Below are 25,994 nucleotides of genomic sequence, written 5' to 3' on the forward strand. Positions count from 1 at the left end.
TGTTCGATGTCGCTCGGTCACTGTACGTACGGGCGTTGGAGGACATCCGTGCGGCGGGTCTCTACAAGGAAGAGCGGATCCTCGCGACGCCGCAGGGGCCGGTGATCCGGACCGAAGGTGGCGCCGGGGTCCTCAACTTCTGCGCGAACAACTACCTTGGCCTGTCGTCGCACCCGGCGGTCATCGCGGCGGCGAAGGAGGCAATCGACACGCACGGCTTCGGCCTCTCCAGCGTGCGCTTCATCTGCGGCACGCAGGACCTCCACCGCCGGCTGGAGTCCCGGATCGCCCGCTTCTTCGGCACCGAGGACGCCATCCTCTACTCGTCGTGCTTCGACGCGAACGGCGGCCTCTTCGAGACGCTCCTCGGCGAGGAGGACGCCGTCATCTCGGACGCGCTGAACCACGCGTCGATCATCGACGGTATCCGCCTCTGCAAGGCCGAGCGGCACCGCTACCCGAACGGGGACATGGCCGCCCTCGAGGACATCCTCCGCGCGACGGCCGGCAAGCGGCTCCGGCTCATCGCCACCGACGGCGTGTTCTCGATGGACGGGTACCTGGCCAAGCTCGATACCATCTGCGATCTCGCCGACAAGTACCGCGCGATGGTGATGGTCGACGACTCGCACGCGACCGGGTTCATCGGGCCGACGGGCCGCGGGACCGCGGAGCTCTGCGGGGTCATGCACCGCGTCGACGTGATCACCTCCACCCTGGGCAAGGCGCTGGGCGGGGCGAGCGGCGGCTTCACGACCGGCCGGCAGCCGATCGTCGACCTGCTCCGGCAGCGATCGCGGCCGTACCTGTTCTCCAACACGCTCGCCCCGGCCATCGCCGGCGCCTCGATCGCCGTCTTCGACCTCATCGACGCGGAGCCCTCGCTGCGCATGCGGGTGATGGAGAACGCGCGCCGGTTCCGGCAGGGGATGACGCAGGTCGGCTTCACCATCAAGCCCGGCCCCCACCCGATCGTGCCCATCATGCTGGGCGAGGCGCAGCTCGCGAACGAGATGGCGAAGGCGCTGCTCGCCGAGGGCATCTATGTGATCGGCTTCTCGTACCCCGTCGTGCCGAAGGGCCAGGCCCGCATCCGGGTGCAGCTCTCGGCCGCGCACGAGCCCGAGCACGTCGATCAGGCGATCGACGCCTTCCGGCGGGTCGGCGGGCGCCTCGGCGTCGTCGCCTGAGCGGCTCAGTACCGGAGGATCACCTTCGGGTGGCTCGAGATCGCCTCCTGGAAGGCCGCCGCGTCGTAGTCCTCGAAGTCGAACACCGTCCCCTCGCCCCGGTTCAGGATGACCTCCCAGATGAGGTCGTGGATGTTCGGATCGCGCGACTCGAGCAGGTGGCGCGTGATGTGCCACGTCTCGAAGATGCGCCGGCCGATCACGCTGTGGAGGCTGATGCCGTCCACGATGAGGCGATCGAAGTTCCGATCACCGCGTCGCCGCTCTTCAGGCCGAAGAGGATCACGTCGCCCCCGCGCCTCGCCGCGTGGATCGCGTTGTTGACGCTGCTGTTCACGCCGCTCATCTCGAGCACGACGTCGACGCCCACGCCGTCCGTGAGCTTCCGCACCCGCTCCGTCAGCTCGGGATCGCTCGCGTGGGGCCGCTCGGGGCTCGCCCGGTGCGGGCGCAGGACGGCGTCGGCGCCCAGGCGGCGGGCCATCTCGGCGTTCCGCTCCGCCGGCTCCACGCCGATGACGTAGATCGCCCCCATCGCGCGGGCGATCGCGATCGCGAACAGGCCGATGGTGCCGCAGCCGAAGATGGCCACGCGCTTGCCGCGGAGGTTCACCTTGGTGCACGCGTGCACGGCGTTGCCGAACGGCTCCTGCACCGCGGCGACCTCGGGCCGGATCCTCGCGATGTCGGTGCGCCACAGGTTCTTCGCGGGCAGCTTGACGAGCTCGGCGAAGCAGCCATCCTCGCTGATCCCGATGATCTTGTCGTCCGCGCACACGTGGGTGTCGCCGACGCGGCACTGGTAGCAGGCGCCGCAGGCGATGTGGCTCTCGGTCGACACGATGTCGCCGACCTCCAGCCCGAAGGACCGGCGCGCGTCGGTCCCGAGATCGACCACGCGGCCGAGCAGCTCGTGGCCGATCGTGCGCGTCGCCTTCCGATCGCGCTCGAGCGACGAGAGGATCATGTCCTTGAAGGCGCTGCGGAACCAGATGCCGCGATCCGAGCCGCAGAAGCCCGTCATGATCGGCTTGACGAGGACGCTCGCGCGGTCGTGGTAGTCCCTCGCCTCATCGATCGCTGGGCGCTCGACCTGATCCTTGGACAGCCCGACGGTGGACTCCCACGGCTGCTTCTCGCGGTTGTACGTCAGCGCCCACATCGCGTCGCTCATGCACCTGGCTCCTGTTCGGGGTTCGAGGCGCACGCAGCTGGCGCACGGGCGCCTCGGGCACGTGAAGCGTGGCGCGTGAACGAGCGAGCGCCCACTAGAAAATTGCGCTCAGGTTGATCGCGTCTCCGGCGTCTCGCTCGGCCTCTTCGGCTCGATCTCGCGGCGCCCCGGGCGCACCGTCTGCACCGTCGCCCTGAAGCGGATGACTCGCCGCGTCGACCGCGAGGCGGCGGGACCGCACACGCGCGTGGGGGGGAGACCGCGCTCCCACGCGCTGCTGACGGGGCTTCAGCGGCGCTTGGACTGAGGGCGCGCGGGCGGGGGCGGCGGGGTCGTCTCGGAGACGGGGGGCCGCTCGCGGAGGCATTTGTCGAGGCCGTCGTGCAGGGCCGCCTCGTGGGCGCCGGGGAGCTTCGGGCGCCCCATGACGTTCACGAAGAGGCGATCCTGCGCGATGCCGCCGCCGGGGCCGAAGCTCATCCACACGAACATCGCGCGACCCTTGATGTGATCGAAGGGCACGCCCGCGCCGAGCCCGCCGCGCCAGCTGCGCGAGTCGTGGCTGTTGTTGCGGTTGTCGCCCATCACCCACGCCTCGTCGGCGGCCACCTTGAAGGGGCCCTGGAGATCGCCGCAGATGCCGCCCCGGCACGTGGAGCCCGGCGTGCAGTCATCGCTCTCCACGCACATCATGCCGTCGGGGTTCTTCTCGTAGAGCGTGAAGTACGACTTGTCTCCGAGGTACTCGACGAACAGCTCCGCTTGCCGGCCCTCGTAGTGGTAGGGGCCGACGTGACAGTGGGGGACGAGCCAGCCGTTGATGACGGGGCGGCCGTTGATCGCCTCCAGCGTGTCGCCAGGGACGGCGATCGTCCGCTTGATGAAGTCCTGCTCCTTGTTCTCCGGGAACTTGAACACCATCACGTCCCCGCGCGACGGTGGCAGGCGAGGGAAGAGGCGCTGGTCGGTCCAGGGGATGAGCGGGCCGTAGGTGAACTTGTTGACGAAGATGTGGTCGCCGACCATGAGGGTCGGGATCATCGAGCCGCTCGGGATCTTGAACGCCTCGACGACGAAGGCGCGCAGGAGGAGCGCGACGGCCACGGCGATGCCGATCGACTCCGCGTACTCGCGCATCTCGCCCTTGCGCCAGCGGCCGAGGTGCTCGCCGACCGCGCGATCGGCGCGGCTGTGCGCGGCGTCGAACTCGTCGGCGTCGAACGTGTCGGCGCTCATCGCGCGCTCGAGGGCCGCGATCGCCTGCGTCACCTGCTCGCGCTCGCCGGTCGTCAGCTCGCGCTCGACGTCACGCTTGCGGCTGCGCAGGATCCGGTTGGCCTCCTCGAGGAGCGCCGCGGCGTCCTCGAAGCGAGCGCGCGCCTTCGGCGGGATGTCCCGGCGGCCGCCGACGCCGATCGCCGACGCGAACGGCAGCTCGTGGCGGAACCGCCAGAGGACCATCGCGAAGATCGTGAAGAGCACGATGCCGGCCGGGATCTGCTGCTCGCCGACGAAGACCCGGAGCGGCTGGGAGCTCCCTCCCGCCGGCGGGGTGAGCAGCCAGACGTTCAGGACCGCGAGCGCGAAGGGAACGATGCAGATCCACACGAGGTGGAACAGGAAGCGCAGCGGCGCCCGGCCGTCCCTGCCCCCTGGCGGAGGAGAGCTGCCAGTCGAGCGCGGGTCCGCGCCGCCGGTCGCCTTGGCCGCGCTCACGCGCGGCTCCGAGCTCGCGCTTCCCCTCATCGAGGGTTTGAACTCCGAGCTTGCGGACCGACTGGCCGCGACCGACGGGACGCTCTGGGGTTGATCATCGGGGCGCGGCGGCAAGAGAGAGCTTATGTATACGCCGCCCCTCGCCGCGGCAAGTGCGCAGGCACGGCGGGCGACGCGCGGTCCGTCGGCGTCGTCGCCCGCGTGTCCTCGTTCGCCCTCGTCGCCCTCGTTTGCGCTCGTCTGCGCTCGTTTGCCCCCGTCAGGGCGCGTCTCCGACCTCGACGGCGTAGCTCACGAGGGCCGCACGGTCGTCGCGGGCGTACGTCGTTGGCTGTGTCCGCCCCGCGGCGCTCGTGTTGTCGATGACCAGGTAGTACTGCCCCTTGGGCAGCGGCACCGTTCGCCGCCAGGGGGCGCCGGAGTACACAGGCTCGTCGAGCAGCGGCGCGGCTGTCAGGGGCGCCGGCGCGGGCTGCGTCAGGTACGCCTGGAGCCACGGCTCCCCGGTGCCTCGAGGCACGAGGATGACGTCCACGCCGGGCGCGCCCTCGACGGCAACCGTGAGCGTCAGGGCCTCGCCGTTGCCCGCGATCTCCAGCGGACCGATGGTATCGCGCTGCTCCTGGTGCACCTCGGTGCGCTCGTTCGCCAGGAGCAGCTTGCCGTTGTCGCGGCGCTGGTACGGAGCGTCGGGCCGCTGCCCCTTCTCGATGATGCCGAGCCCGAACTGCACGGCGCCGTCGTCGTCGCGGATGACGGTGAACCCCCGGGCGATCTCGGTCTTCAGGAGCTGGGCGCCGAGCGCGTTCGCGTACGCGCTGCCCTGGGCGAGCGACACGCCGCCGAGCGAGATCGCGCTGGGCTGCTCGATGAGCTTGGTCGTGAAGGTCGCCGCCGTGGTCGAGCGCTGGCGGAAGTACACGTACATCGTGTCGCCATCCATCAGGAAGTCGTGGTCGTACTCGACGGCCGCGCTCGCATCGAAGCTCATGCGCTTCGTCAGGTTCGTCCAGACGACGCCGCTCCCCCCGAACTGGAGGAACAGGTGCCCGTTCGCGAGCTCCTGGGCGACGCACGAGCCCGGGTAGAACCGGCCCGTCACCGGATCCTCGTCGCGGAGGCGCAGCGGCACGCTCCGCTTCCGCATCTCGCTGCAGAGCTGGCTCGTCGCGAAGGCGAGGATGGCCCTGCGGAGGGACAGGTTTCCCGGATCGTTCACGACGCCAGGCATCACGCCGAGCGCGCCTTGGCCGCACGCGCCGCACACCGTTCCGAGCAGCGAGAGGCAGAGCGCGAGGCCGAGCGCGCGCAGCGCGGCGGTGCGGAAGAGCATGGGCGCAGCATAGTCGAAACACCGGCGGGTCGAGCGGCGCGCCGGCGGGTCGAGCCGCGCGCCGTGAGGCGCGTCGCCTTCGGCCTCTGCGCGTGGGTGGTGATAGGGTCACTGCCATGGCGAACGTCGCAGTCATCGGGGCCGGCGCGTGGGGGACGGCGCTGGCGAAGTTGCTGGCGGACAAGGGCAACCCCACCGCGCTCTGGGCGCACCACGGCGAGCTCGCCGAGCGCATCGGCCGCGAGCGCCAGAACGACCGGTACCTGCCGGGCGTGGAGCTGCCCGCGAGCCTGCGGGCGACCGGCGATCTCGAGGACGCGCTCCGCGGCGCGGAGCTCGCCGTCGTGGTCGTCCCGTCGCACGCGCTGCGCGAGGTCGTCCGGGAGGCAGGGCGCCACATCCCCCGCGACGCGCTCGTGTGCAGCGCGACGAAGGGCATCGAGAACGACTCGCTGATGCTGATGAGCGAGGTGCTGGTCGACGAGCTCGGGCGCGAGGCCGAGCCGCGGCTCTCGTACCTGTCGGGCCCGAGCTTCGCGCGCGAGGTCGCGGCCGGCCAGCCGACCACGGTCGTGGTCGCCGGCAGGAGCGAGCGGGAGACGCACGCGGTGCAGCGCATGTTCGCGACCGATCGGTTCCGGGTCTACTCGTCCGATGACGTCGTGGGCGTGGAGGTCGGCGGCGCCCTCAAGAACGTCATCGCCATCGCCGCCGGCATCTGCGACGGCCTCGGCTTCGGCCACAACGCGCGCGCCGGGCTCATCACGCGCGGCCTCGCGGAGATCGGCCGCGTGGCGGCGGCGAAGGGGGCGAACCCGCTCACGCTCGCGGGGCTCTCCGGCATGGGCGACCTGGTGCTCACGTGCACGGGCGAGCTGTCGCGCAACCGCACCGTCGGGATCGAGATGGGCAGGGGACGGAAGCTCGACGAGATCCTCGCCGGCCTCGGCCATGTCGCCGAGGGCGTGAAGACCGCAAAGAGCGCGCACGACCTCGCGGACAAGCTGGGCGTGAGCGCGCCGATTACGATCGAGGTGTACCGGATGCTGTACGAGGGAAAGCCGCCGCAGCAGGCCGTCGTGGACCTCATGACCCGCGCCCTCACGAGAGAGTGAGACGCGGGGCCGGCTCGCGGGAAGGCACTTTCTCGCGCCGCAGCGCGCCTCGCCTCTCGCGAGCGTGTAAAGTGGCGGCGCGATGCAAACGCGACCTCTCGTGAGTCTCCTCTCCGCGCTCCTCCTGTCGAGCGTCAGCTCGACGGCCGCTGCCCAGTACGGCACGCCGCCCTACGGTGGTCAGCAGGGCGGCGCGTACGGCGGTCAGTACGGCGGCGGGTACGGAGGCCAGTACGGCGGCGCGTACGGCGGCTACGGGTACGCGCCGCCGAAGAAGAGCGAGCCCAAATCGACGCCGCTCGAGGTCGGCTACCTCTACGCCACCTCCGTGGCCTACGGCGTGGGGACCGGCATCTGGATCGACGCGGTCGCCGGCATCGACGATCCCGGCGTGCAGTTCATCGCCCCCGCGCTCCTCGGCGTCGCGGCGCCGGTCGGCGTCTACTTCCTCGACTCGCCGCCGATGCCGCGCGGCATGCCGTCCGCGATCGCCACGGGCATGGTGATCGGCGCGGGCGAGGGGCTCGGCATCGCCTCCTACCAGTACGTCAGCGCGCGGAAGGGCAAGGAGTGGGGCTTCCTCGGGCTCGCGACAGCCGAGGTGGTCGGCTCCACCGTCGGCGGCGCGGCGGGCTGGGGGTTCTACTACCTCCTCCGGCCCAAGCCGCAGACCAACATGCTCGTCGCCTCGGGCGCCGTCTGGGGCTCGCTCATCGGCAGCGCGTTCGGGGCCGCCGCCAGCAATGGTGACTGGAGCGAGTCGAACGACAGCATCTCGCTCGGCGGCCTCATCGGGTTCAACGTCGCGACCGCGGGCGCCGTCGGCCTGTCCGTCGCGTGGACGCCCTCGTGGAACCAGCTCGCGTGGATGTGGGGTGGGCTCGGCATCGGCACGGTGGTGTCGTTGCCCATCTACTTCGCGTACATCGGGAGCGATCACGACCCCCGCCGCGGCCTCATCGCCCAGGGCGCGGCGGGCACCCTCGGCCTCGTCGCGGGCGCCTTGTTCCTCGGGAGGCCGGACTCGAGCGCCTCCGTCGCCCTGGACGACCAGGAAGATCGTGGCCGCCCCCCGTTCGCGCGCGTGCTCGGCGGCAGCCTCACGCCTTACCGAGGCGGGCTCGGCGCCGTCGTCGTCGGAGAGCTCTGGTAAGCCGCGGTGTGCCGTCCAACACGGCTGCATGAGGCCGCGGCACGCCTGCTATGCTCCCCTCGATGCCGACCCTGAAGTATTTCGCCTCCGAGGGCGCGCCACGCCTGTACAGCGTCCACAAGCCGGTCACGACGATCGGCAAGGCGCTCGGAAACGACGTCGCGGTCGCCGGGGCAGGGGTGCTGGACCATCACGCGCAGATCGTGTTCGACGGGCGCGATTTCGTGCTGGAGGAGTGCGAGCGCGACGGCGAGATCGCGATCAACGGCAAGAAGAAGCGGCGCGCCCGCCTGGTGCACGGCGACCGGCTCCAGCTCGGCACGGTCGAGGTCGGCTTCTCGATGTTCGCCGAGGCGCCGACCGTCCAGGAGCGGCTCCCGGCGGGCGACGGCGGGGCAGAGCGGTCCGCGCCGCCGCAGGGCTCGTCGGAGCTCGCCGGCGTCCGCAAGCTGTTCGCGTTCAGCGAGAAGCTCATCAACCGGCGCAGCGTCGACGAGCTCCTCGAGGCGATGCTCGACGACGTCATCGAGCTGACGCACGCCGACAAGGGCTTCCTCCTGCTCCTCGAGGGGGCGGAGGCGGCGGCCGACACGGCGGTCTGCGGCGGCGCTCCGGCCGCGGGCGGCGAGCGCAAGCTGGCGGTGCGCGCGTCGCGCAACGTCCGCAAGGAGGCCATCACCGACGCGGCCGGGGGGATCTCGGACAGCATCGTGCGCCAGGTCATCGTCTCGGGCCGCCCGGTGATCGTGTCCGACGCGCTCGCCGACACGCAGTTCGGCCGGAGCGACAGCGTCATCGCGATGAAGCTCTCCAGCGTGATGTGCGCGCCGCTCCTGTCGCAGGGCCAGATCATCGGCGCGCTCTACGTCGGCAACGACAAGATCAAGCACCTCTTCGACCGCGCCCAGCTCGACCTGCTCAGCATCTTCGCGTCCCAGGCCTCGCTCATCCTCCAGAACGCGATGCTCCTGAACGCCCTCAGGGCCGACAAGGCCAAGCTCGTCGCCGAGCTGCACGACAAGAAGTTCGGCGAGATCATCGGCGCCTGCCCGTCGATGCTCGAGGTGTTCCGCAAGCTGCAGAAGGTCGCGGCGACCGACATCAGCGTGCTCATCACGGGCGAGACGGGGACCGGGAAAGAGCTCATCGCGCGGGAGCTGCACCGGCGCAGCCCGCGCGAGGGCGGCCCCTTCGTCACCATCAACTGCGGCGCGATCCCCGAGAACCTCATCGAGAGCGAGCTCTTCGGCCACGTGAAGGGCGCCTTCACCGGCGCCATCGCCAGCCGCCCGGGCAAGTTCCAGATCGCCGACAAGGGCACGCTGTTCCTCGACGAGATCGGCGAGCTGCCGCTGAACCTCCAGGTGAAGCTCCTCCGCGCGCTCCAGGAGCGGGTGGTCTTCCGCGTCGGCGACTCGAAGCCCGAGAAGGTCGACATCCGCATCGTCGCCGCCACGAACAGGAACCTCGAGGAGGAGATCCGCGCCGGCAATTTCCGGGAGGATCTCTACTACCGGCTCAACGTCGTGAACCTGTGGCTCCCGCCGCTCCGCGAGCGGGGTGACGACGTGCTCATCATCGCCAAGGTCCTGCTCTCGAAGTACGCCGACGAGCTCGGCAGCGCCGTGCGAGGCTTCAGCCCGGCCGCGCTCGCCGCGATCAAGAAGTACCCCTGGCCGGGCAACATCCGGCAGCTCGAGAACCGCATCAAGAAGGCGCTCGTCCTCTGCGACCAGGCGCTCCTCGCCGTGGAGGATCTCGATCTCGGCCCAGGGGCCGAGACGGCCATCATGCCGCTGGAGAAGGCCAAGGAGGAGTTCCAGCGGCGGTACGTGCTGGAGGCGCTCGAGCGCAACAACGGCAACCGCACGCAGACGGCCCGCGACCTCGGCGTCGACCCGCGCACCATCTTCCGCTACCTCGAGAAGGAGCAGAACCCGATGCCGAGCGGGGCCGGCGGCGTGGCCCGCGATCCGACCGAAGCGTGATGGACTACAACCCCGAAGGGCCCTTCGCAGATCCCTGTCCCACCAAGACCCACGCCGACCTCGAGTGGGATCGCGTCCTCGAGGCGCTCGCGGAGCGATGCGCGTCTCGGGGCGGGAAGCGGCTGGCCCGGGCGCTGCCGTTCGCGTCGACGCGCGCCGAGGCCCTCACCGCGCTCGCGGAGGTGCGCGAGGCGGTGGAGCTCGCCCGCGCCGGGGAGCCGGTGCCGTCGCGCGACGTCGCGGAGCTCGAGGACGCGCTCGATCGGGCCCGTATCGGCGCGGCGCTCGCGAACGAGGAGCTGCGCGCCGTGCTCGGCCTCCTCGAGGCCGCGCGGACGTCGCGGCAGTACCTGCAGAACCGGCGTCAGATCGCGCCAGCGCTCTACGCCGCGTGCGCGACCGACCCGGAGCTCGACGCCGTCGCGCGCGAGCTCGCGGCGGCCTTCGATCCGGACGGCACGCTCGCCGATCGCGCGTCGCCGCGCCTGGAGGCGCTGCGCGCGGAGCGGCGCGCGGTGCGCGAGCGGCTCGTCCGGCGCCTCGAGGACCTCATCCAGAAGCACGAGGACATCCTCCAGGACCGCTACTGGACGGAGCGCGACGGGCGCTACGTGCTGCCGGTGCGATCCGACGCGCACGAGCGCTTCCCCGGCATCGTCCACGCGACGAGCGCGAGCGGCGCCACCGTGTTCGTGGAGCCCCGGGTGCTCGTCGAGACGGGCAACCGGATGAAGATGGTCGACGCCGAGGTCGCGCGGGAGGAGCTCGCGATCTACGCGGCGCTCACCGCCCGCGTGGCCGAGGACGTCGAGAGCGTCGCGGCCGCCGCGCGCGCGCTGGCCCACGCCGACGTGCGGGCCGCGGCGGCGCGGCTCGCGGAGGACCTCGACCTCACCTTCCCGGACGTCCCGGGGGACGCCTTCGATGCCGGGCGGGGCGCCTCGGAGGGCGGCTCGAGGCCGACCTCCATCGAGCTCGTCGGGGGCCGCCACCCGCTCCTCGCGCTCGACGGCGTGAAGGTGGTCCCGAGCGACCTCGCGATGAGCGCGGGCCGCGCGATGATCGTCTCCGGACCGAACGCCGGCGGCAAGACCGTGGCCCTGAAGACGCTCGGGCTCGCGGCGCTGATGGTCCGCGCGGGCCTGCCGGTCGCGGCGAGGGAGGGCTCTCGCGTCGCGCTCTTCGACGTCGTGCTGACCGACGTCGGCGACGAGCAGAACCTCCACAAGAACCTGTCGACCTTCAGCGCCCACGTGAAGAACCTGGGGCGGATCCTCGGCGAGACGCGCCCCGGCGCGCTCGTCCTGCTCGACGAGCTCGCGGGCGGCACCGATCCGCGCGAGGGCGAGGCGCTCGCCGCGGCCGTGCTCGACTCGCTGTGCGCGCGGGGGGGCACCGTCGCCAGCACCACGCACTACGAGGGCCTCAAGGCGCTCGCGCTCGGTGATCAGCGCTTCGAGAACGCCTCGGTCGGCTTCGATCTCGCCACCATGAGCCCGACCTTCCGGCTCGTCGTCGGCGTGCCCGGCGCCTCGAGCGCGCTCGCCGTCGCGCGGCGGTTCGGCATCCCGGGCGCCGTGCTCGAGCGGGCCGAGCGCTTCCTCACGAAGGAGGCGGTCACCTTCGAGCAGATGGTCGAGAAGCTCTCCGCCGAGCGCCGCGCGCTCGAGCTCGCGCGCGAGGACGCCGAGCGGGAGGCGGCTGCCGCCCGCGCGAAGCGGCGGGAGCTGGAGGCGGAGATCGAGCGGGCTCGGGACAAGGAGCGCGGCGTGATCACGCGGGAGGGGGAGGCGCTGCTCGCCAGCCTGCGGCGCGCGCGCGAGGACCTCAAGGCGGCGCAGGCGCGCCTGCGCGGCAAGCCCACCGAGGAGGACGTGCGCGCGGCCGCTCGCGCCATGGACGCGGTCGGGCAGAAGACGTCGATCGGCGGCGAGCTCGAGCTGCGCCCGAAGGACGAGCCGCACGCGCGGCCGGCGATCGATCCGGCCTCGATCCGCGTCGGCGCCCGCGTCTACGTGCCTCGCTTGCGGGCCGAGGCCGAGGTGGTGGAGGTCCTGTCGGGCGGCCAGCTGCGGGTCACCGCCGGCTCGCTCAAGCTCACGACCTCGATCGCCGAGCTGCGCGGCACCGGCGCGCCGCCGGCCGCCGCGGCGCCGCCGCAGCGCCGCGTCGATCTGGACGCCGCCGCCGACCCCGACGTCCCGATCCAGACGGCGGACAACTCGGTGGATCTCCGCGGCCTCCGCGCGCACGAGGCGGTCGCCATGGCCGAGCAGTTCCTCGACCGCTCGCTCGGCGCGGGCCGCAAGGTCACGTTCTTCGTCCACGGGCACGGCACGGGCGCCCTGCGCGATGCCGTCCGCGAGGCGCTGCGCGGGAGCCCGTACGTGGCGCGCCTCCGCCCGGGCGGACCGAGCGAGGGCGGCGACGGCGTTACGGTCGCCTGGCTGAAGTGGTGAGGGATCGCGCGCCCGAGCGACAGCGCGTCGTGACGCTCAGCGATCCCGGTCGACGCGGCCGAGGTTCTCGGCGATCCGGTCGAGCACGCCGTTCACGAAGGCGCCGCTCTCCTCGCTGCCGTAGCGCTTGGCGAGCTCGACCGCCTCGTCGAGGATGACCGCGCGCGGCACCTCCGGGCGGTTCATGAGCTCCCACGCACCGAGCCGGAGGACGTTCCGATCCACGCGCGCCATCCGCTCGAGGCGCCAGTTCGTGCTCGCCTTCCGGATCGCCTCGTCCACGGCCGCGAGATCCTCGGCGACACCGACCACCACCTCGTCCGCGTAGGCGCGTCCCTCGGGATCGCCCGGCGTCTCGCGCCAGAAGGTCGCGACGACGCGGGGCGCCGAGCTCCCGCCAGCTTCCACCGCGAACAGCATCTGCAAGGCCGCTTCGCGGCCGGTAGAGCGCGCACCCATCTCTCAGAACCTTCGTTTACAGGCCAGCAGTGTCCAGCGCGGCGCCGAGCGCGAGCATCTCGATCGCGCTGACGGCGGCCTCCCACCCCTTATTGCCATGCTTCGTGCCCGCCCGCTCGACCGCTTGCTCGATCGAGTCGGTCGTGAGCACCCCGAACGTGACCGGCACCCCGGTCTGGAGCGACACGGTCGCGATCCCCTTCGTGACCTCGGCCGCCACGTAGTCGAAATGCGGCGTCGAGCCCCGGATCACCGCGCCCAGGGTGATGATCGCGTCGACGCTCTTCTTGTGCGCGAGCCTCCCCACGATGGTGGGCATCTCCCACGCGCCCGGGACGCGCACGATTGACGTCCGACCGAGCGCGCCGCCGTGCCGCGCGATGGCGTCGAGCGCGCCCTCGACCAGGCGGTCGACGATGAAGTGGTTGAAGCGGCTCGCCACGAGCGCGAAGCGCGCCCCCGGCGGGACCACCAGGTTCCCTTCGATCACCCTCGCCTGTGCTTGCCCGACCGCTTGCTCTGCCATCCGCCGTTCCTCTCTCCTGCCGCGCGAGGTGCGCGATCGCCGCGATCGCGATCCTGTCCGAGCGTCCTTTTACCAGCGAACGAGCGCGCCCGTCTGTCAGGCCTCGCCCTTCATCGAGACGAGCGCGCCCGTCTGTCAGGCCTCGCCCTTCATCGAGACGAGCGGCACCCGCTCGATCACGGTGAGCCCGTACCCGGTGATCCCCGCGATCTTCGGCTGGCTGTTCGTGAGGAGCCGGATCTGGTGCACCCCGAGGTCCGCCAGGACCTGCGCGCCGAGGCCGAACTCCCGCAGCGTCCACGGCTGCTGCGTCTTCACGACGGGGAGCGCCTCGTCGGAGCCCGAGCCCTTCAGCAGCTCCAGCTCGCGGCCCAGGTCCCCTCGCGATGGGATGTAGACGACCACCCCGACGCCGGCGCTCTCGATCGCGAGGAGCGCCTCGCGCAGGTTCGAGCCGCCGTCGAGGGGCGTCGAGCTGAAGAGGTCCGCGATGGTCGACCCGGAGTGCACGCGGCACAGGATGGGGTCCGGCGTCGCCACCGCGCCCTTGGTCAGCGCGAGGAACTGCCGCTGCTCGTTGATCACCTCGTAGACGTACACGGTCCACTCCGTGCCCGTCAGGTCGAGCCGCAGCGTCCGCTCGCCCACGCAGCGGACCAGCCGCTCGGTCTGGAGCCGGTACTGGATGAGGTCCGCCACCGTCACGATCAGCAGGCCGTGCTTCGCGGCGAACACCTCGAGATCCCGCATGCGGGCCATGCTGCCGTCGTCGTTCATGATCTCGCAGATCACGCCCGCCGGCCGGAGCCCGGCGAGGCGCGCGAGATCCACGGATCCCTCGGTCTGCCCCGTCCGCACGAGCACGCCCCCGCGGCGCGCCTTCAGCGGAAAGACGTGCCCCGGCGTGACGAGATCCTCGGGCGCGGCGTCGCGCGCGATCGCGACCCGGATCGTGTGCGCCCGATCGGCGGCGCTGATCCCGGTCGTCACCCCGGTGCGCGCCTCGATGCTGACGGTGAAGGCGGTGCCGAGCGGCGGTCCGCTCCGCCCTGGCGCGGACATCATCGGCAGCTCGAGGCGCGCCACCTGCTCCTCGTCGAGGGCGAGGCAGATGAGGCCGCGCCCGTGCATGGCCATGAAGTTGATCGCCTCGGGGGTGACCGCCTCCGCGGCCATGCAGAGATCCCCCTCGTTCTCGCGATCCTCGTCGTCGACGAGGATCACCATCTTGCCCGCGCGGATGTGATCGAGCGCGGTGTTCACGCGGTCGAGGACCGCTTTGTCGATGGTCAGCCGATGAGGCATCGGGCCCCCGGAGGTCATGTCCTGGTCGAGCCTGCCGCTCGAGGCGGCTGACACAGCCTCACCAGAATCCCCCCGCGCGCAGCTTTGCGAGGAGTCGTTCGTCGTGATCCGCATGCTCTCCCGTATTTCCGCGCTCTTCGCCGCGCTCGGCGGAGGCATCGCCGCCGCGCGCGTCTTGGCTCGAGAGGCCCTTCACGCTGGCGAGCGATGCGACCTCGAGCGCCCGCGCCACGTAGCGCGCGAGCACGTCAACTTCAAGGTTGACGGCCGCGCCGGGGCGGAGCTCTCCGAGGAGAGTCCGGCCGATGGTGTGCGGCACCAGCATCACATCGAACCAGATCTCGGCGGCGCCAGGCGCGGACACGGCGTTGAGCGTGAGGCTGGCGCCGTCGACGGCGATCGAGCCCTTGGGAGCGAGGTACGGCGCGAGATCGGGCGGGGCGCTCACCCGGAGGCGGATCGCGTCGCCGGCCCGCGCGTGCTCGACGACGCGGCCGAGCCCGTCGACGTGGCCCAGCACCACGTGCCCCCCCATCCGCGCGCCGAGCGGCGTCGCGCGCTCGAGGTGGACGCGCGCGCCGAGCGGCAGCGCGCCGAGCGTGGTGCGGCCGAGGGTCTCGGCCGACATGTCGCACTCGAACCCGCCGGGCGCGATGCGATCGACGGTGAGGCAGGCGCCGTTCACGCTCACGGACTCGCCGAGCGTCAGCGGCCCGAGGCTCGCCTCGACGAGCGCGCGGGCCACGGCGCCGCCGCTCCGGCGGCGGAGGACCCCGATCGTCTCGACAAGCCCTGTGAACATCGCCGACGCCCCTCTGCCTAGCCCTTCGAGGTGCGGTGCCCCTGGCTTGTCAGGAGCTTGTCGATGAGCCCCTGCGAGTAGCCGGACAGCTCGGTGAAGACGACCCCCATCCCCTGCGGATCGTCGTGCACGCGCACGACCTCGCCGACGCCCTCGACCGTCTCGATGTCGTCCATGATCACGGTGAACCGTAGGTTCACCTTCGTCCCGACGGCGAGCGGCGTCTTCGAGCGCACGAACACGCCGGTCCGCGAGATGTTCGTCACGTACTCGTTGATGAACGCGTCGTAGGACTCGAACTCCTTGTTGATGGTGACGCGCTCTTCCTTGCGCCCCGTCTTCGCGTCGCTGCTCTCCGGAGAACCCTGATCGTCCACCATGACGCCTTACCTGCCTTGCAGATCGAACTGCTCGAGGTGGTACTCCTTCCGGGGCACGAGATCGATCCGGCGCTGGAACAGCCGCTCCGCCTCTTGCACGGCGATGCGCTCGTCGTTCTTCAGCAGATCGATCACGGCCGGGTGCGCGTTGACCACGACCGAGTAGCCGGGCAGGTTCATCCGCTCGCGCCGTATCTGCCGCAGGATCTCGTAGGCGACCGTCTGCTTGGACTGCAGCTGGCCCGTCCCGTCGCAGTAGAAGCACGGCTCGAGGATCGTCCGCCCGAGGCTCTCGCGCGTCCGCTTCCGGGTCATCTCGATGAGGCCCAGATCGGAGATCCGGTTCAGCGTGGTCTTCGCCTTGTCCCTGGAGAGCAACTCCTCGAGGCGGCGCCGCACCTTCTCCCGGTTCTGGGCGCGCTCCATGTCGATGAGGTCGAGGATGATGAGCCCGCCGATGTTGCGGAACCGGAGCTGATAGGCGATCTCCTCGACCGCCTCCAGGTTCGTGGTCAGGATCGTCTCCTCGAGATCCTTCGACCCCTTGCCGACGAACCGCCCTGTGTTCACGTCGATCGCGGTGAGCGCCTCGGCCTGATCGATGATCAGGTGCCCGCCCGAGGGCAGCGGGACCTTCCGCGACAGCGCGCGCTGGATCTCGTCCTCGATCCCGTACGCGTCGAAGATCGGCTCCGTCCCCTCGTAGAGCTCCACCGCGTCGGCGCGCTCGGGCATGAACATCTCGACGAAGCGCCGCAGCCGGATGTACTCCTCGCGGTCGTCGATCACGATCTTCTCGATGTCGTCGGTGAAGAGGTCGCGGGCGGTCTTCAGCACGAGGTCGAGCTCGGTGTAGAGCACCGCCGGCGCCCTCACGCCGCTCTCGCGCTTCTTCGCGACCTCGCCCCAGAGGCGAACGAGGTAGCCGACGTCGGCCTTGAGCTGCTTCTTCGTGAGGCCCTCGGCGAGCGTGCGCACGATGAGCCCGCCCTGCGGGGGCTTCATCGCCTCGATGGCGTCCCGCAGCCGGGATCGCTCCTTCTCCGAGCCGATGCGCTTGGAGATCCCGATGTGATCGACCGTCGGCAGGTACACGACATAGCGGCCGGGCAACGAGATGTGGCTCGTGACCCGGGCGCCCTTCGTCCCGATCGGCTCCTTCGAGACCTGGACGATGACCTCCTGCCCTTCGCGGACGACCTCGCGGATCGGCGTCGACTTCGAGATCCGCGGCGGCTCGTTCTGCCAGCTGCGCGAGCTCTGCTGGCCCCGCGCTGCGCTCTTGCCCTTGCCGTCCCGCGGCTGCTCGCGCCCACGCGCCCGCTGCTCGCGCCCGCGTTGTTCGCGATCGCGCCCGCCCTGCTGTCCTTTGCCGCTCCGGTCGCGCCCTTCGCGTCCGTCCCGGCCCTCGCGGCCTTCGCGCGGCGCCTCGCGCCCCTCGCGGCCTTCGCGCGGCGCCTCGCGGCCTTCGCGCGGCGCCTCGCGGCCTTCGCGCGGCGCCTCGCGGCCTTCGCGCCCTTCTCGGCCCTCGCGTGGGGCGTGCCGTCCCTCGCGCGGCGCCTCGCGCCCTTCGCGTGCTTCCGCGGGGGCCGCCTCCACGGGCGCGGCGCTGCCGCCCTCGAGATTGGCGCGTCGGTCGCGCGTCCGTCCCGATCGGCGCACGCGCGCCTCCCCCCGTCCGCGCGCGCGCCCGCTGCGCGCCCGCGCTGCCGGCGGGACGTCATCGCCCGAGGCCGCTGCCGCGGCCTTGGGGACCGGCGGCGCGCTCGCCTCCTGTCCGGCCGGCCACTCGCCGGCAGCGCCGTGCGCGACGGGCTCGTCCGACGTGCTCGCCTCATGCGCTTCCGTCTCGCCGCTGTCCGCCGTGTTGCTCAGCGCCTCCGGATGCTCCTCGGCCGCGCTCCACGCGTCCGCGCCATCCTCCGGTGGCGGTGAGGCAGGCTCGACCTCGTAGGCGGGCGTGTCGAGCTCGTCGTCGTCCTCGACGCTCACCTCGTCGGGGCCGGACTCCTCTGCGCTCGCCTCGTCGGCGTCGCTGCCTCCGCCAGGCGCGACCAGCTCCTCGTCGTCGTCGTCCGCGCCGTCGAGCGCGTGCCCGTCGTCGATCTCCGGCTCCGGGTCGTCGGCCTCGTCGAGCGCCACCATCGTCCCCACGCCGGCGAACGCCTGGCCGGAGGGGCTTCCGAGCACGTCGAGCGCCGTCGGCAGCTCGATCGGCACGTCGCTCCCTTCGTCGAGCGAGCCGCCGGCCTCGGCCGAGACGCCGGCCTCGAATCCTTCGTCTGCCCCGAAGTCCGCCCGTTCCCGGAGCTCGTGGCGTCCGGGTGCCAGGTCGGGGCTCTCGGGCGCGGCTTCTGCGCCCGATAGCTCATGCACCTCGCTTTCGTCAGGTCTAGGCGCCTCGCTGCCGCGCGCGGCGCGGCCTCGCGAGGAGGCGCGCTCTTCCTCGACAGTCCGGCGGTGCCCAGCCAGGTACGCCTCGAAATCGTCGGGCCGGATGAGGTCCTCGACGTGCAGGAAGGCTGCTCGCTCGAGCCCCACGTCGATGAACGCGGCCTGCATTCCGGGCAAAACGCGGCTGACCTTGCCGAGGTAGATGTTTCCGAGCGTCCCCTTGGAGCTCTCCCGCTCGAGATGCAGCTCAGCGATGATCCCGTTTTCGATCAGCGCGACGCGTGTCTCGCGGATGTCCACATTGATGACGAGAAGGTTCTTTCCCATGTCGGATGCCGCACATCGGCGGCGCCGCCAAGCGTTACCACGGGTTGCCCGGCCCATGAAGGCGCAACCCGGAGTATGCTGCGCGATTGGGGCCCGGGGCCGGAGGTCGCCGAGGCAGGCCGGCCGCCAGCGCGTGAGCTACCTCGCGTCTACGCCGCTCTGCCTCGACGGGGCCCGGCGCCGAGCCCGCCGACCGGCGGCGCCTGCGGCTGGTCCAGGCCCCGGGCCGGGGGCCGGGTCGAGGCCTGCGCACGGCGGCGAGGGCGCGCGACCTGGGGCGACGTCCTCAGGAGGCCCTCCCGGCCTCGCTCGGACCTGAACCGCCCTTTCCCTCGTCCCCTAGGCCCCGCGCCGCCGCTTCCGTCCTGCTCCCGGGCCGCCGGCAGCGTGCCCCGCGCCGCCCTGCGCCGGCTGCCGGCCCACGACGGCCGGCGCGGGCGAGCCGTCCGTCGAGGCTCGGCCCGCATAAAGGCCGAAGGGGGCGGCCATCTGGCGCCCCCTTCGGAGATGCGCTGCTGTTGTCAGAAGCTCACAGGCCACACACCGGCTCTCCGGCGGCATCGCAGCGTTCGGCGCACTCCTCGCAAACAGTGCACGTGAGGAGGGCGTCGTAGGCCTCGACCCCGGCCGCGTTGTCCGTGCGGCACGTCTCGATGCACGCGGCCGGGTCTGCCTCCGCGGCGCAGCCATCGATACACACCACCAGAGCACGACAATCGCTGCTGTCCACGCAGGCCTTGCGGACCTCTTTGCACGGCCCATCGACGGCGCACTTGTAGCAGCCCGTATTCGTGTCGCGGCCGCACGTGTCCGTCGTGTCATCACAGGTCGGGGTACCCGTCGAGGAAGTGCTCGTGGCGCTCGCGCCTCCTTCTCCGCCGGCGCCGCCGCTGCCGCCGGAGCCGCCATTACCGCCGTTGCCGCCGCCACCGCCGCTGCCGTTGCCGCCGCCAGAGCTGCTGCTCCCGCTGCTGCTGGTGGTGCTGGAGCCCGACGGCGTGTTGCCGTCATCACCGCAAGCCACGAGGGCGCAGCCGGAAATCAGAACCGCAGCGAATACCCAAGATTTCATGCTCAATACCTCCACAGAACCCAACCGACCCTTCATTCGTGTACTCGGCGCCCCCCCAACGCTCGGCATGCCTGCCAAACCACCCGTTTTCCTGCGACCGGCCCCCGGGTGCACCTGTGCAGATCGTCGGTCAGAGAGAAGCATCGCGCGTGGAGTTCAAAGAAAAACAGCCACGCAAGTCGTTTCTACACGCTCGGGATCGGCCGCGCAACGGCGTCGCTCGCCCCGGCACCCACCTGCCGTGGCGCTCTAAGCGGTTTGCTCGCAGATCTCTCCAAGAGCACGGCCAGAGCACCGCTCTCGCGGGGCCTCAGCTGTCGCAAAATTCTGCTAAAGCGGGATGTCTCCGTGCTTCTTCGGTGGGTTCCTGTCCCGCTCGTCGCGCAGGAGGTCGAGGGCCCGAGCCAGTCGCGTGTGGAGCATGCGCGGGTAGATCACCTCGTCTATGAAGCCGAGCTCGGCCGTCTTGTACGGGTTGGCGAATTTCGCCTTGTCGTCATCGGCGAAGCGTGCGCGGGCGGCGGCCGGGCGGCCGCTCGCTGGAGCTCGCCGCGGTACACGATGCTCACCGCGCTTTCCGGGCCCATGCGCGCGATCTCGGCCGCTGGGGAGGCGAGGTTGTAATCGGGCCCGGATGTGCTTGGAGCCATGACGTCGTAAGCGCCGCCGTAGGCTTTGCGGGTGATCCCCGTCACCTTGGGCACGGTGGCTCTGGCGAACGCATAGAGGAGCTTCGCTCCGTGAGCGATGATGGGGCGCCTATCTTCATCGCGAGGTCCATCACCTGGCAGATCTTCGGTGCGTACGCGCCGGAGAGCGAGCCGCCGATCACGGTGAAGTCCTGCCCCCCGGCGAGCGCGCGGCGGTTCATGGCGTCGAGACAAGCGAGCGCCGGAGGTCTGGGGGTCGTCGGAGCAGCCATGCCGGCGCCCTGACAGGCGCCCCGGAGGGATCGAAATCCTGCTGCGCGCGACGGCGCGACGCCATGACAGGGCGGCGACCCCTGCAGCCGGTACGACAAGGGGGCGAGGCCGGCGGAAACGTGCGAACCGTGCGAACCGTGCGAAACATACGAAACACGCGAAGCACGCGAAGCTTGCGCGACGCGGAGACGTGCGGGGCGCGAGGACCTGCGACGGAAAATGACCGGGGTCCTCGAGCGGCTCCGCCCTACTCTCTTGCGCGGGCGAGGGGACACCACGTACGCTGAGCGGCGCTCAGCTGCCGATGGTAAATGCAGGAATTCCCGATACGTAGACCATCCGAAGACCGGGACGCGGGGGCCGCCATCGCCGCTGCGGACCCGCCGCGCCGCGACTTCGAACGGGGCAGCTCGGGCCGGTGTGGCAGCAGAGCGGTCGCCTGCCACGGCAACTGACGTGCGGCGCCTCGTGAGATGCGCACGGAACAGCGTCACCGGCAGCCCTCGAGCGTTCGCGGGAGCGCCACGTGCTCCTGGCTCGCGACGCCTCGCGCTCGACGGCCTCAGCGTGGCCTTCCGCCTCGCGTCGCGGGGTGAGATCGTTTCGGACGAGAGGTCGCTCGAGTGAAGCTCGCTCAGACTCGTGAGGCTCGTGCCCTGGCCGTCGCCGCCGTGGCGCGAGGGCTCATCGAGCCCAACGCCCTTTGGGATATGGCTTGCCGATGGACGCTCGGCGGCGCGTCGACGCCCCAGGAGCTCTTCGAGGGGATCCTCACGCCGGAGCAGCTGGCGGCGCTGCCGGAGCTGCTCGCGCAGGAGGGCCGCAGCCCGCCCGTCGCGCGCGCCCTCTCGCCGCAGAGCGAGGACGAGGACGCGCTGCGCTTCGACACCCAGCGGGAGATCGACCTGCCAGGAGAGGACGTCGGGGCCGATTTCCCGACGCTCGCGACCTCCGCCACGCGCGCCGTGAACTCCGGCGGCAGCCGGTACGAGGTGGGCGAGGCGCTCGGGGCCGGGGGCGCCGGGAAGGTCGTGAAGGCGCGCGACCGCGAGATCGGGCGCGTGGTCGCGCTGAAGACCTTGAAGCCGGGGGCCGAGGAGGACTCCGCGGTGGGCAACCGCTTCCGGACCGAGGCGCGGATCACGGCCCAGCTCGAGCACCCGAACATCATCCCGGTCTATGACCTCGGCACGCTGCCGAACGGTCAGCCCTACTACTCCATGCGGGTCGTCAAGCGGCAGAGCCTGCAGAACGTGCTGACGAACCCCGAGCTCCGCAGGCAATGGCCGCTCGTCCGGCTCATCGGCGCGTTCGTGCAGATCTCCCGGGCGCTGGCCTACGCGCACCGGCGAGGCGTCGCCCACCGCGACATCAAGCCGGAGAACGTGCTGCTCGGCGACTACGGCGAGGTCTACCTGGGCGACTGGGGCAACGCGAAGCTGCTCGCGAGGGCGGAGGTGAGCGAGCCGATCTCCGTCGATCCGAGCGGGCAGGACTTCGGCAGGCGGCGGCACGAGGCGATCGCGAGCGCGCTCTCGGGCACGCCCGGCTACATCGCGCCCGAGCAGATCCGAGGGGACCACGCGCGGATCGATCACCGCGCGGACATCTTCGCGCTCGGCGTGGTGCTCTACGAGATCCTCACCGGCGAGCACCCGTTCGACGCGGCGACCGTCCTCGCCGTGATCCTCGCGACGCAGACGCGCGACCCCAGGCCGCCGCGCTCGATCGCGCCGAGCTGCCCGCTGCTGCTCGAGGACCTCTGCCTGGCGATGCTCGCGAAGGATCCCGATCAGCGGCCGCCGACCGCCGACCGCGTCGCGGCGGAGGCGGAGGCGTTCCTCGAGGGCGCCAAGGAGCGGATGCGCCGCCGCGAGGAGGCCATCAAGCTCTGCGAGCTCGCCAAGGCGCCGCTCGAGCGCGACCGGCGGCTCGACGGCGAGCGCGAGCGGCTCGTCGAGGAGGCGCGGCGGCTGCTCAAGGACGTGAAGGAGTACGAGGCGATCGAGCGCAAGCGGGCGGGGTGGCAGCTCGAGGACAGGGCCGCCGGGGTCGAGCGCGAGCAGGCGCGCGCCGCGGCGGAGGCGATCGACCTCTACACGAAGGCGCTGGCGTACGATCCGGATCTGGTCGAGGCGCGCGCAGGGCTCGCGGACCTGTACTGGTCGCGCGCGGTGCGGGCGGACCAGGAGCACCAGCACGCGGCGCGCATCTACCACGAGGCGCTCGTGGCGGAGTTCGACGTGGGCCGCTACGCCGCGCTGCTCACCGCCGATTCGGTCCTCTCGTTCGACTCGTCGCCGCCCGGCGCGAGCGTCGTCGCGTACCGCTACGTCGAGAAGGATCGCATCCTCGTGGCAAGCGACGAGCGCTCGCTCGGCCGCACCCCGCTCCGCGAGGTGCACCTCAAGCCAGGCAGCTACCTCTTCATCCTGAAGCGCGCCGGCTGCCGGGACGTGCGCTACCCGCTGCTGCTCAAGCGGGGCACCCACCACCGCGTCGAGGTCAACCTCTACACCGACGCGGAGATCGGCGAGGGGTTCGTGTACATCCCGGGGGGGACCTTCATCGCCGGCGGCGACGCGCACGCCTACGATCCGCTCCGCCGCGCCGAGCTCCACGTCCCCGACGTCGCGATCGCGAAGTTCCCCGTCACCTTCCGCGAGTACTGCGAGTTCCTGAACGAGCTCGAGACGCGCGATCTCGATCTCGCCCTCAAGCGCGCGCCGCACGGGACGCGCGGCTCCGAGGGCTACGTCGCGCGGCCCGCCAGCAGCGGCGGCTGGGAGCCGTTGCCCAGCGTCGTCGAGGGCGACGCGCAGAAGCGGTTCCCGGCGGAGGAAGGGCACCTCTGGAACCTGCCGGTCATCCTCATCGACTGGTTCGACGCCGTGGCCTACTGCCGTTTCCGGAGCGAGCGCGACGGGATCGAGGTCCGACTCCCGACCGAGCTGGAGTGGGAGAAGGCGGCTCGCGGGACCGACGGCCGGTTCTATCCGTGGGGAGATCACTTCGACCCGACGTTCTGTCTGATGCGCTCGTCGCGGCCGTTCCTGGCGCAGCCAGAGCCGGTCGGGACCTTTCCCATCGACACCTCGCCCTACGGCGTGCGCGACATGGCGGGCGGCGTGCGCGAGTGGGTCGCCGACGTGAACGGCGAGAGATCGTGGGCGGAGACGTCGGGTGAGCTCGAATCGGCCGCCGACGCTGGCGGGGACGCGCCGCCGTGGCGCATCGCCCGCTCCGGGAACTGGGCCGCGGACTCGCAGCAGTGCAGGAGCGCGTCGCGCACCCGCTTCTTCGGGATCGCGCGGGCGCTGAACCTGTCGTTCCGGGTCGCGAAGCCGCTCTCGCGGGGACCGGGTCGCTGAGCCGGCGGCTCAGCCGCCAGGCCCCGCCGGGGGGTCGACGTACTCGACCTCGACGCCGCGGTGCGTGCGGAGGACGGTGCGCCCCGGCCCGCGATCGACGACGTACTCGGGGCCGATGGGCACCTTGCCCATCCCGCCTGGCGTATCCACGATCAGCTTCGGCAGCGCGATGCCGGTGAGCCGGCCCTGGAGCTGCTCCATGAGGGAGACGCCGGTCGCGAGCGGCGTGCGCAGGTGCGCCGTGCCGCGCACGGGGTCCATCTGGAGCAGGTAATAGGGGCGCACCCGCCAGCGCACGAGACCCCGGAAGAGCGTGGCCAGCGTCGTCGCATCGTCGTTGATGCCGCGCAGCAGCACGGTCTGGTTCATGACGGGAAAGCCGTGATCCGCGAGGCGCTTGCAGGCGCGCTCGGCGGCGGGCGTGAGCTCCTTCGGGTGGTTGAAGTGCGTCATCACCCAGAGCGGGTGGTACGGCTTGAGCGCGCGCACGAGCTCTGCGGTGATCCGCTGCGGCAGCGTGACCGGAACGCGCGTGGCGATCCGGATCGTCTCCACGCTCCGGATCTGCCGCAGCCGAGCGATGAGCCGCACGACGCGGTCCGTCGAGACGGCGAGGGGGTCGCCGCCGCTCACGATGACATCGCGCACTTCCGGGTGCGCCTCCAGGTACGCCATCGCGGGCGCGAGGCGCTCGAGCGCCACCGCGCCGCCGCCGTCGCCGACCATGCGTGAGCGGGTGCAGAAGCGGCAGTACACGGCGCAGCGGTCGGTCGCGAGGAGCAGCGCGCGATCCGGGTACCGCTGCACGAGGTGGGGGGCGACCTCGTGCGCGACCTCGCCGAGGGGGTCGACCAGATCGCCGGGCACCTCGGCGGCCTCGTCCGCGAGCGGCACGCACTGCCGGCGGATCGGGCACGCCGGATCGCCCTTGTCGCAGAGGCTCAGGTAATAGGGGGTGACGCGGACGGGCAGCCCCGCCCTCTCGGCGCGCCTGGCGCCGGCGAGCTCCTCCGGCGTGAGCGACAGCGCCCGGTGGAGGTCGTCGGCGCTCGAGAGCGCGTGGCGCAGCTGCCATGTCCAGTCGCTCTTCCGCGCCTTCACGCGGGCTGGTCGCGCTTCCTGCGCGCTCGCGGCGAGCGGACCCGGTCGCTCCGGCAGCGCGACGGCGCGGGCGTTCGCGCCTTCTTCGCCGGATCGCCGGGCGAGCCGCGCGGCGGCGACGAGCTCGCTACTTGCCCGCATCGCTCGACGGCGCCGCGGCAGCGCCGGCCTGCTCCGGCTGTGGCGCGCGGGGCTTCGCGGGATCGGGCTGCGCCGCGCTCCCGGTCTGCATGAGCTGCTCCGGCAGCTTGACCGAGGAGAGCGCCGCCTCGTTGATCTCGACGGGGAACTTCTTCCGCAGCTCGTCCTCGATGGCGCGCTCCTGGTCCTGCATCTTCTGCTGGAGGAGCGCGACCCGGATCGAGCGTTCGGCCTCCGCGAACTCGCGCCGGTGCCCGCTGGTGAGCCCGTTCAGGCGGACGATGAAGAACCGTCCGTCGGCCTCGACGAGCTCCTCGCCGACCGCACCCACGCTGCCGATGCGAAAGGCGGCCTCGCGGACCGGCTGTGGGACGCGGGGGTGGGCGCCGCGCTGATCGCCGGGCGGGCCGACGATGCCGAGCTCTCCGGCGAGATCGAGCGGCGGGGCCGCGCTCTTGTCCTTCGGCGCCGTGAGCGAGTGCTTGAGGAAGAGCTCCCCCCACGCGCTGCTGCTCCCGGCCTTCTGCGCCTCCTTGAGGACCTTCTCCCCGAGCGCTCTGTCGCCGACGACGATGGCGGCGACGCGCCTGCGCTCGGGCTCGCTGAACTTGTCCGCGTTCGCCTCGTAGTACGCGCGCACCTCGGACGCGGGGATGTCGGCCGGCGCCGGCAGGCCCTTTCGAGCCCGGGCGATCATCGCCTCGCGGAGGATCTGCCGGATCGCGTCCTCGACAGCGGGGTCCTTGTCGAGGCCCCGGCGCCGGGCTTCCAGCGCGAGCAGCTCCGCGTCGACGATCTCGCTGAGCAGCTCGCGGCGCCGCTCCTTCGTCTGGTACCGGAGCCGATCGAACTGATCCATGCGCTCCAGCGTCCTGCCGAAGTCGCCCAGGGTGATCACCCTGTCCCCGACCTTCGCGAGCACGCGCGCCGACTGCTCTGCGGTGAGGCCGAAGACCGGATCCCCCGCGTCCGAGGGGACCTGGAGGGCGGGCTCGTCGCAGCTCGCGACGAGCGCGACGAGCGAGATGGCGAGCAGGGGTCGGCGCACCGGAGCTCGGGTCATTG

At 71.6% G+C, this 25,994-nt stretch carries 20 protein-coding genes and 1 pseudogene; 7 read left to right on the forward strand and 14 right to left on the reverse strand.

What is annotated here, in order from left to right:
* Positions 1-35 precede the first annotated feature (35 nt).
* Positions 36-1,190 (forward strand): glycine C-acetyltransferase, encoded by a 1,155-nt coding sequence (gene kbl, locus POL72_RS43630; RefSeq protein ID WP_272102815.1) that lies wholly within the window; start codon positions 36-38, stop codon positions 1,188-1,190.
* Between the two features lie 5 nt (positions 1,191-1,195).
* On the opposite strand, the gene POL72_RS43635 is transcribed toward kbl, so the two are convergent.
* The 4 genes from POL72_RS43635 to POL72_RS43650 form a co-directional block, all read right to left on the reverse strand.
* Positions 1,196-1,417 carry a hypothetical protein gene (locus tag POL72_RS43635; RefSeq protein WP_272102816.1) on the reverse strand — a complete coding sequence of 74 codons (222 nt, stop codon included), beginning with the start codon at positions 1,415-1,417 and terminating at the stop codon, positions 1,196-1,198.
* Complete coding sequence (locus POL72_RS43640; RefSeq protein WP_272102817.1) at positions 1,390-2,364, reverse strand: zinc-binding dehydrogenase; 975 nt, start codon at positions 2,362-2,364, stop codon at positions 1,390-1,392. The genes POL72_RS43635 and POL72_RS43640 overlap by 28 nt, the downstream gene beginning before the upstream one ends.
* A gap of 288 nt (positions 2,365-2,652) precedes the next feature.
* Positions 2,653-4,080 (reverse strand): signal peptidase I, encoded by a 1,428-nt coding sequence (lepB, locus tag POL72_RS51060; RefSeq protein ID WP_272102818.1) that lies wholly within the window; start codon positions 4,078-4,080, stop codon positions 2,653-2,655.
* A gap of 259 nt (positions 4,081-4,339) precedes the next feature.
* On the reverse strand, positions 4,340-5,413 hold the full coding sequence (locus POL72_RS43650) for a hypothetical protein (RefSeq protein WP_272102819.1): 1,074 nt from the start codon (positions 5,411-5,413) through the stop codon (positions 4,340-4,342).
* Positions 5,414-5,529: 116 nt separating this feature from the next.
* Between POL72_RS43650 and POL72_RS43655 the strand changes: the two genes are divergently transcribed.
* The 4 genes from POL72_RS43655 to POL72_RS43670 all read left to right on the forward strand — a co-directional run bounded on the left by POL72_RS43655 (position 5,530) and on the right by POL72_RS43670 (position 12,128).
* The gene (locus POL72_RS43655) at positions 5,530-6,528 is read left to right on the forward strand and encodes an NAD(P)H-dependent glycerol-3-phosphate dehydrogenase (RefSeq protein WP_272102820.1); all 999 of its coding nucleotides are present in this window, start codon (positions 5,530-5,532) and stop codon (positions 6,526-6,528) included.
* A gap of 100 nt (positions 6,529-6,628) precedes the next feature.
* Positions 6,629-7,681: a hypothetical protein gene (locus tag POL72_RS43660; RefSeq protein WP_272102821.1), complete on the forward strand. Its 1,053-nt coding sequence runs from the start codon at positions 6,629-6,631 to the stop codon at positions 7,679-7,681.
* Positions 7,682-7,743: 62 nt separating this feature from the next.
* Positions 7,744-9,669, forward strand: a complete 1,926-nt coding sequence (locus POL72_RS43665) for a sigma 54-interacting transcriptional regulator (RefSeq protein WP_272102822.1) — start codon at positions 7,744-7,746, stop codon at positions 9,667-9,669.
* Positions 9,669-12,128: an endonuclease MutS2 gene (locus POL72_RS43670; protein ID WP_272102823.1), complete on the forward strand. Its 2,460-nt coding sequence runs from the start codon at positions 9,669-9,671 to the stop codon at positions 12,126-12,128. The genes POL72_RS43665 and POL72_RS43670 overlap by 1 nt, the downstream gene beginning before the upstream one ends.
* A 36-nt stretch (positions 12,129-12,164) precedes the next feature.
* Here the strand turns inward: POL72_RS43670 and nusB are convergent, their stop codons facing one another.
* From nusB to POL72_RS52035, 8 genes and pseudogenes are all read right to left on the reverse strand, one after another.
* A complete protein-coding gene (nusB, locus tag POL72_RS43675; RefSeq protein ID WP_012239877.1) occupies positions 12,165-12,587 on the reverse strand; it encodes a transcription antitermination factor NusB in 423 nt (140 codons plus the stop codon).
* 16 nt (positions 12,588-12,603) lie between these two features.
* Positions 12,604-13,113: a 6,7-dimethyl-8-ribityllumazine synthase gene (gene ribH, locus POL72_RS43680; protein WP_272102824.1), complete on the reverse strand. Its 510-nt coding sequence runs from the start codon at positions 13,111-13,113 to the stop codon at positions 12,604-12,606.
* Between the two features lie 135 nt (positions 13,114-13,248).
* Positions 13,249-14,472 carry a 3,4-dihydroxy-2-butanone-4-phosphate synthase gene (gene ribB / locus POL72_RS43685; protein ID WP_272102825.1) on the reverse strand — a complete coding sequence of 408 codons (1,224 nt, stop codon included), beginning with the start codon at positions 14,470-14,472 and terminating at the stop codon, positions 13,249-13,251.
* Positions 14,473-14,476: 4 nt separating this feature from the next.
* Positions 14,477-15,220 carry a riboflavin synthase gene (locus POL72_RS43690; RefSeq protein WP_272102826.1) on the reverse strand — a complete coding sequence of 248 codons (744 nt, stop codon included), beginning with the start codon at positions 15,218-15,220 and terminating at the stop codon, positions 14,477-14,479.
* Between the two features lie 17 nt (positions 15,221-15,237).
* On the reverse strand, positions 15,238-15,600 hold the full coding sequence (locus tag POL72_RS43695; RefSeq protein ID WP_272102827.1) for a PilZ domain-containing protein: 363 nt from the start codon (positions 15,598-15,600) through the stop codon (positions 15,238-15,240).
* A 6-nt stretch (positions 15,601-15,606) separates the two neighbouring features.
* Positions 15,607-18,321 (reverse strand): Rne/Rng family ribonuclease, encoded by a 2,715-nt coding sequence (locus POL72_RS43700; RefSeq protein WP_272102828.1) that lies wholly within the window; start codon positions 18,319-18,321, stop codon positions 15,607-15,609.
* 529 nt (positions 18,322-18,850) lie between these two features.
* The gene (locus tag POL72_RS43705) at positions 18,851-19,393 is read right to left on the reverse strand and encodes a hypothetical protein (protein ID WP_272102829.1); all 543 of its coding nucleotides are present in this window, start codon (positions 19,391-19,393) and stop codon (positions 18,851-18,853) included.
* Between the two features lie 330 nt (positions 19,394-19,723).
* A pseudogene (locus POL72_RS52035) lies at positions 19,724-20,097 on the reverse strand (carboxyl transferase domain-containing protein).
* A 36-nt stretch (positions 20,098-20,133) separates the two neighbouring features.
* Here POL72_RS52035 and POL72_RS43710 point away from each other — a divergent pair.
* Positions 20,134-20,328, forward strand: a complete 195-nt coding sequence (locus tag POL72_RS43710; RefSeq protein ID WP_272102830.1) for a hypothetical protein — start codon at positions 20,134-20,136, stop codon at positions 20,326-20,328.
* 698 nt (positions 20,329-21,026) lie between these two features.
* On the forward strand, positions 21,027-23,687 hold the full coding sequence (locus POL72_RS43715) for a bifunctional serine/threonine-protein kinase/formylglycine-generating enzyme family protein (RefSeq protein WP_272102831.1): 2,661 nt from the start codon (positions 21,027-21,029) through the stop codon (positions 23,685-23,687).
* Between the two features lie 9 nt (positions 23,688-23,696).
* On the opposite strand, the gene POL72_RS43720 is transcribed toward POL72_RS43715, so the two are convergent.
* Entirely contained in the window at positions 23,697-24,929 is a 1,233-nt protein-coding gene (locus POL72_RS43720; RefSeq protein WP_272102832.1) for a KamA family radical SAM protein, read from the reverse strand.
* Entirely contained in the window at positions 24,916-25,977 is a 1,062-nt protein-coding gene (locus POL72_RS43725) for a peptidylprolyl isomerase (protein ID WP_272102833.1), read from the reverse strand. The genes POL72_RS43720 and POL72_RS43725 overlap by 14 nt, the downstream gene beginning before the upstream one ends.
* Between the last annotated feature and the right edge of the window lie 17 nt (positions 25,978-25,994).

The sequence above is a fragment of the Sorangium aterium genome, from assembly GCF_028368935.1.
Classification (GTDB): Bacteria; Myxococcota_A; Polyangia; order Polyangiales; family Polyangiaceae; genus Sorangium; species Sorangium atrum.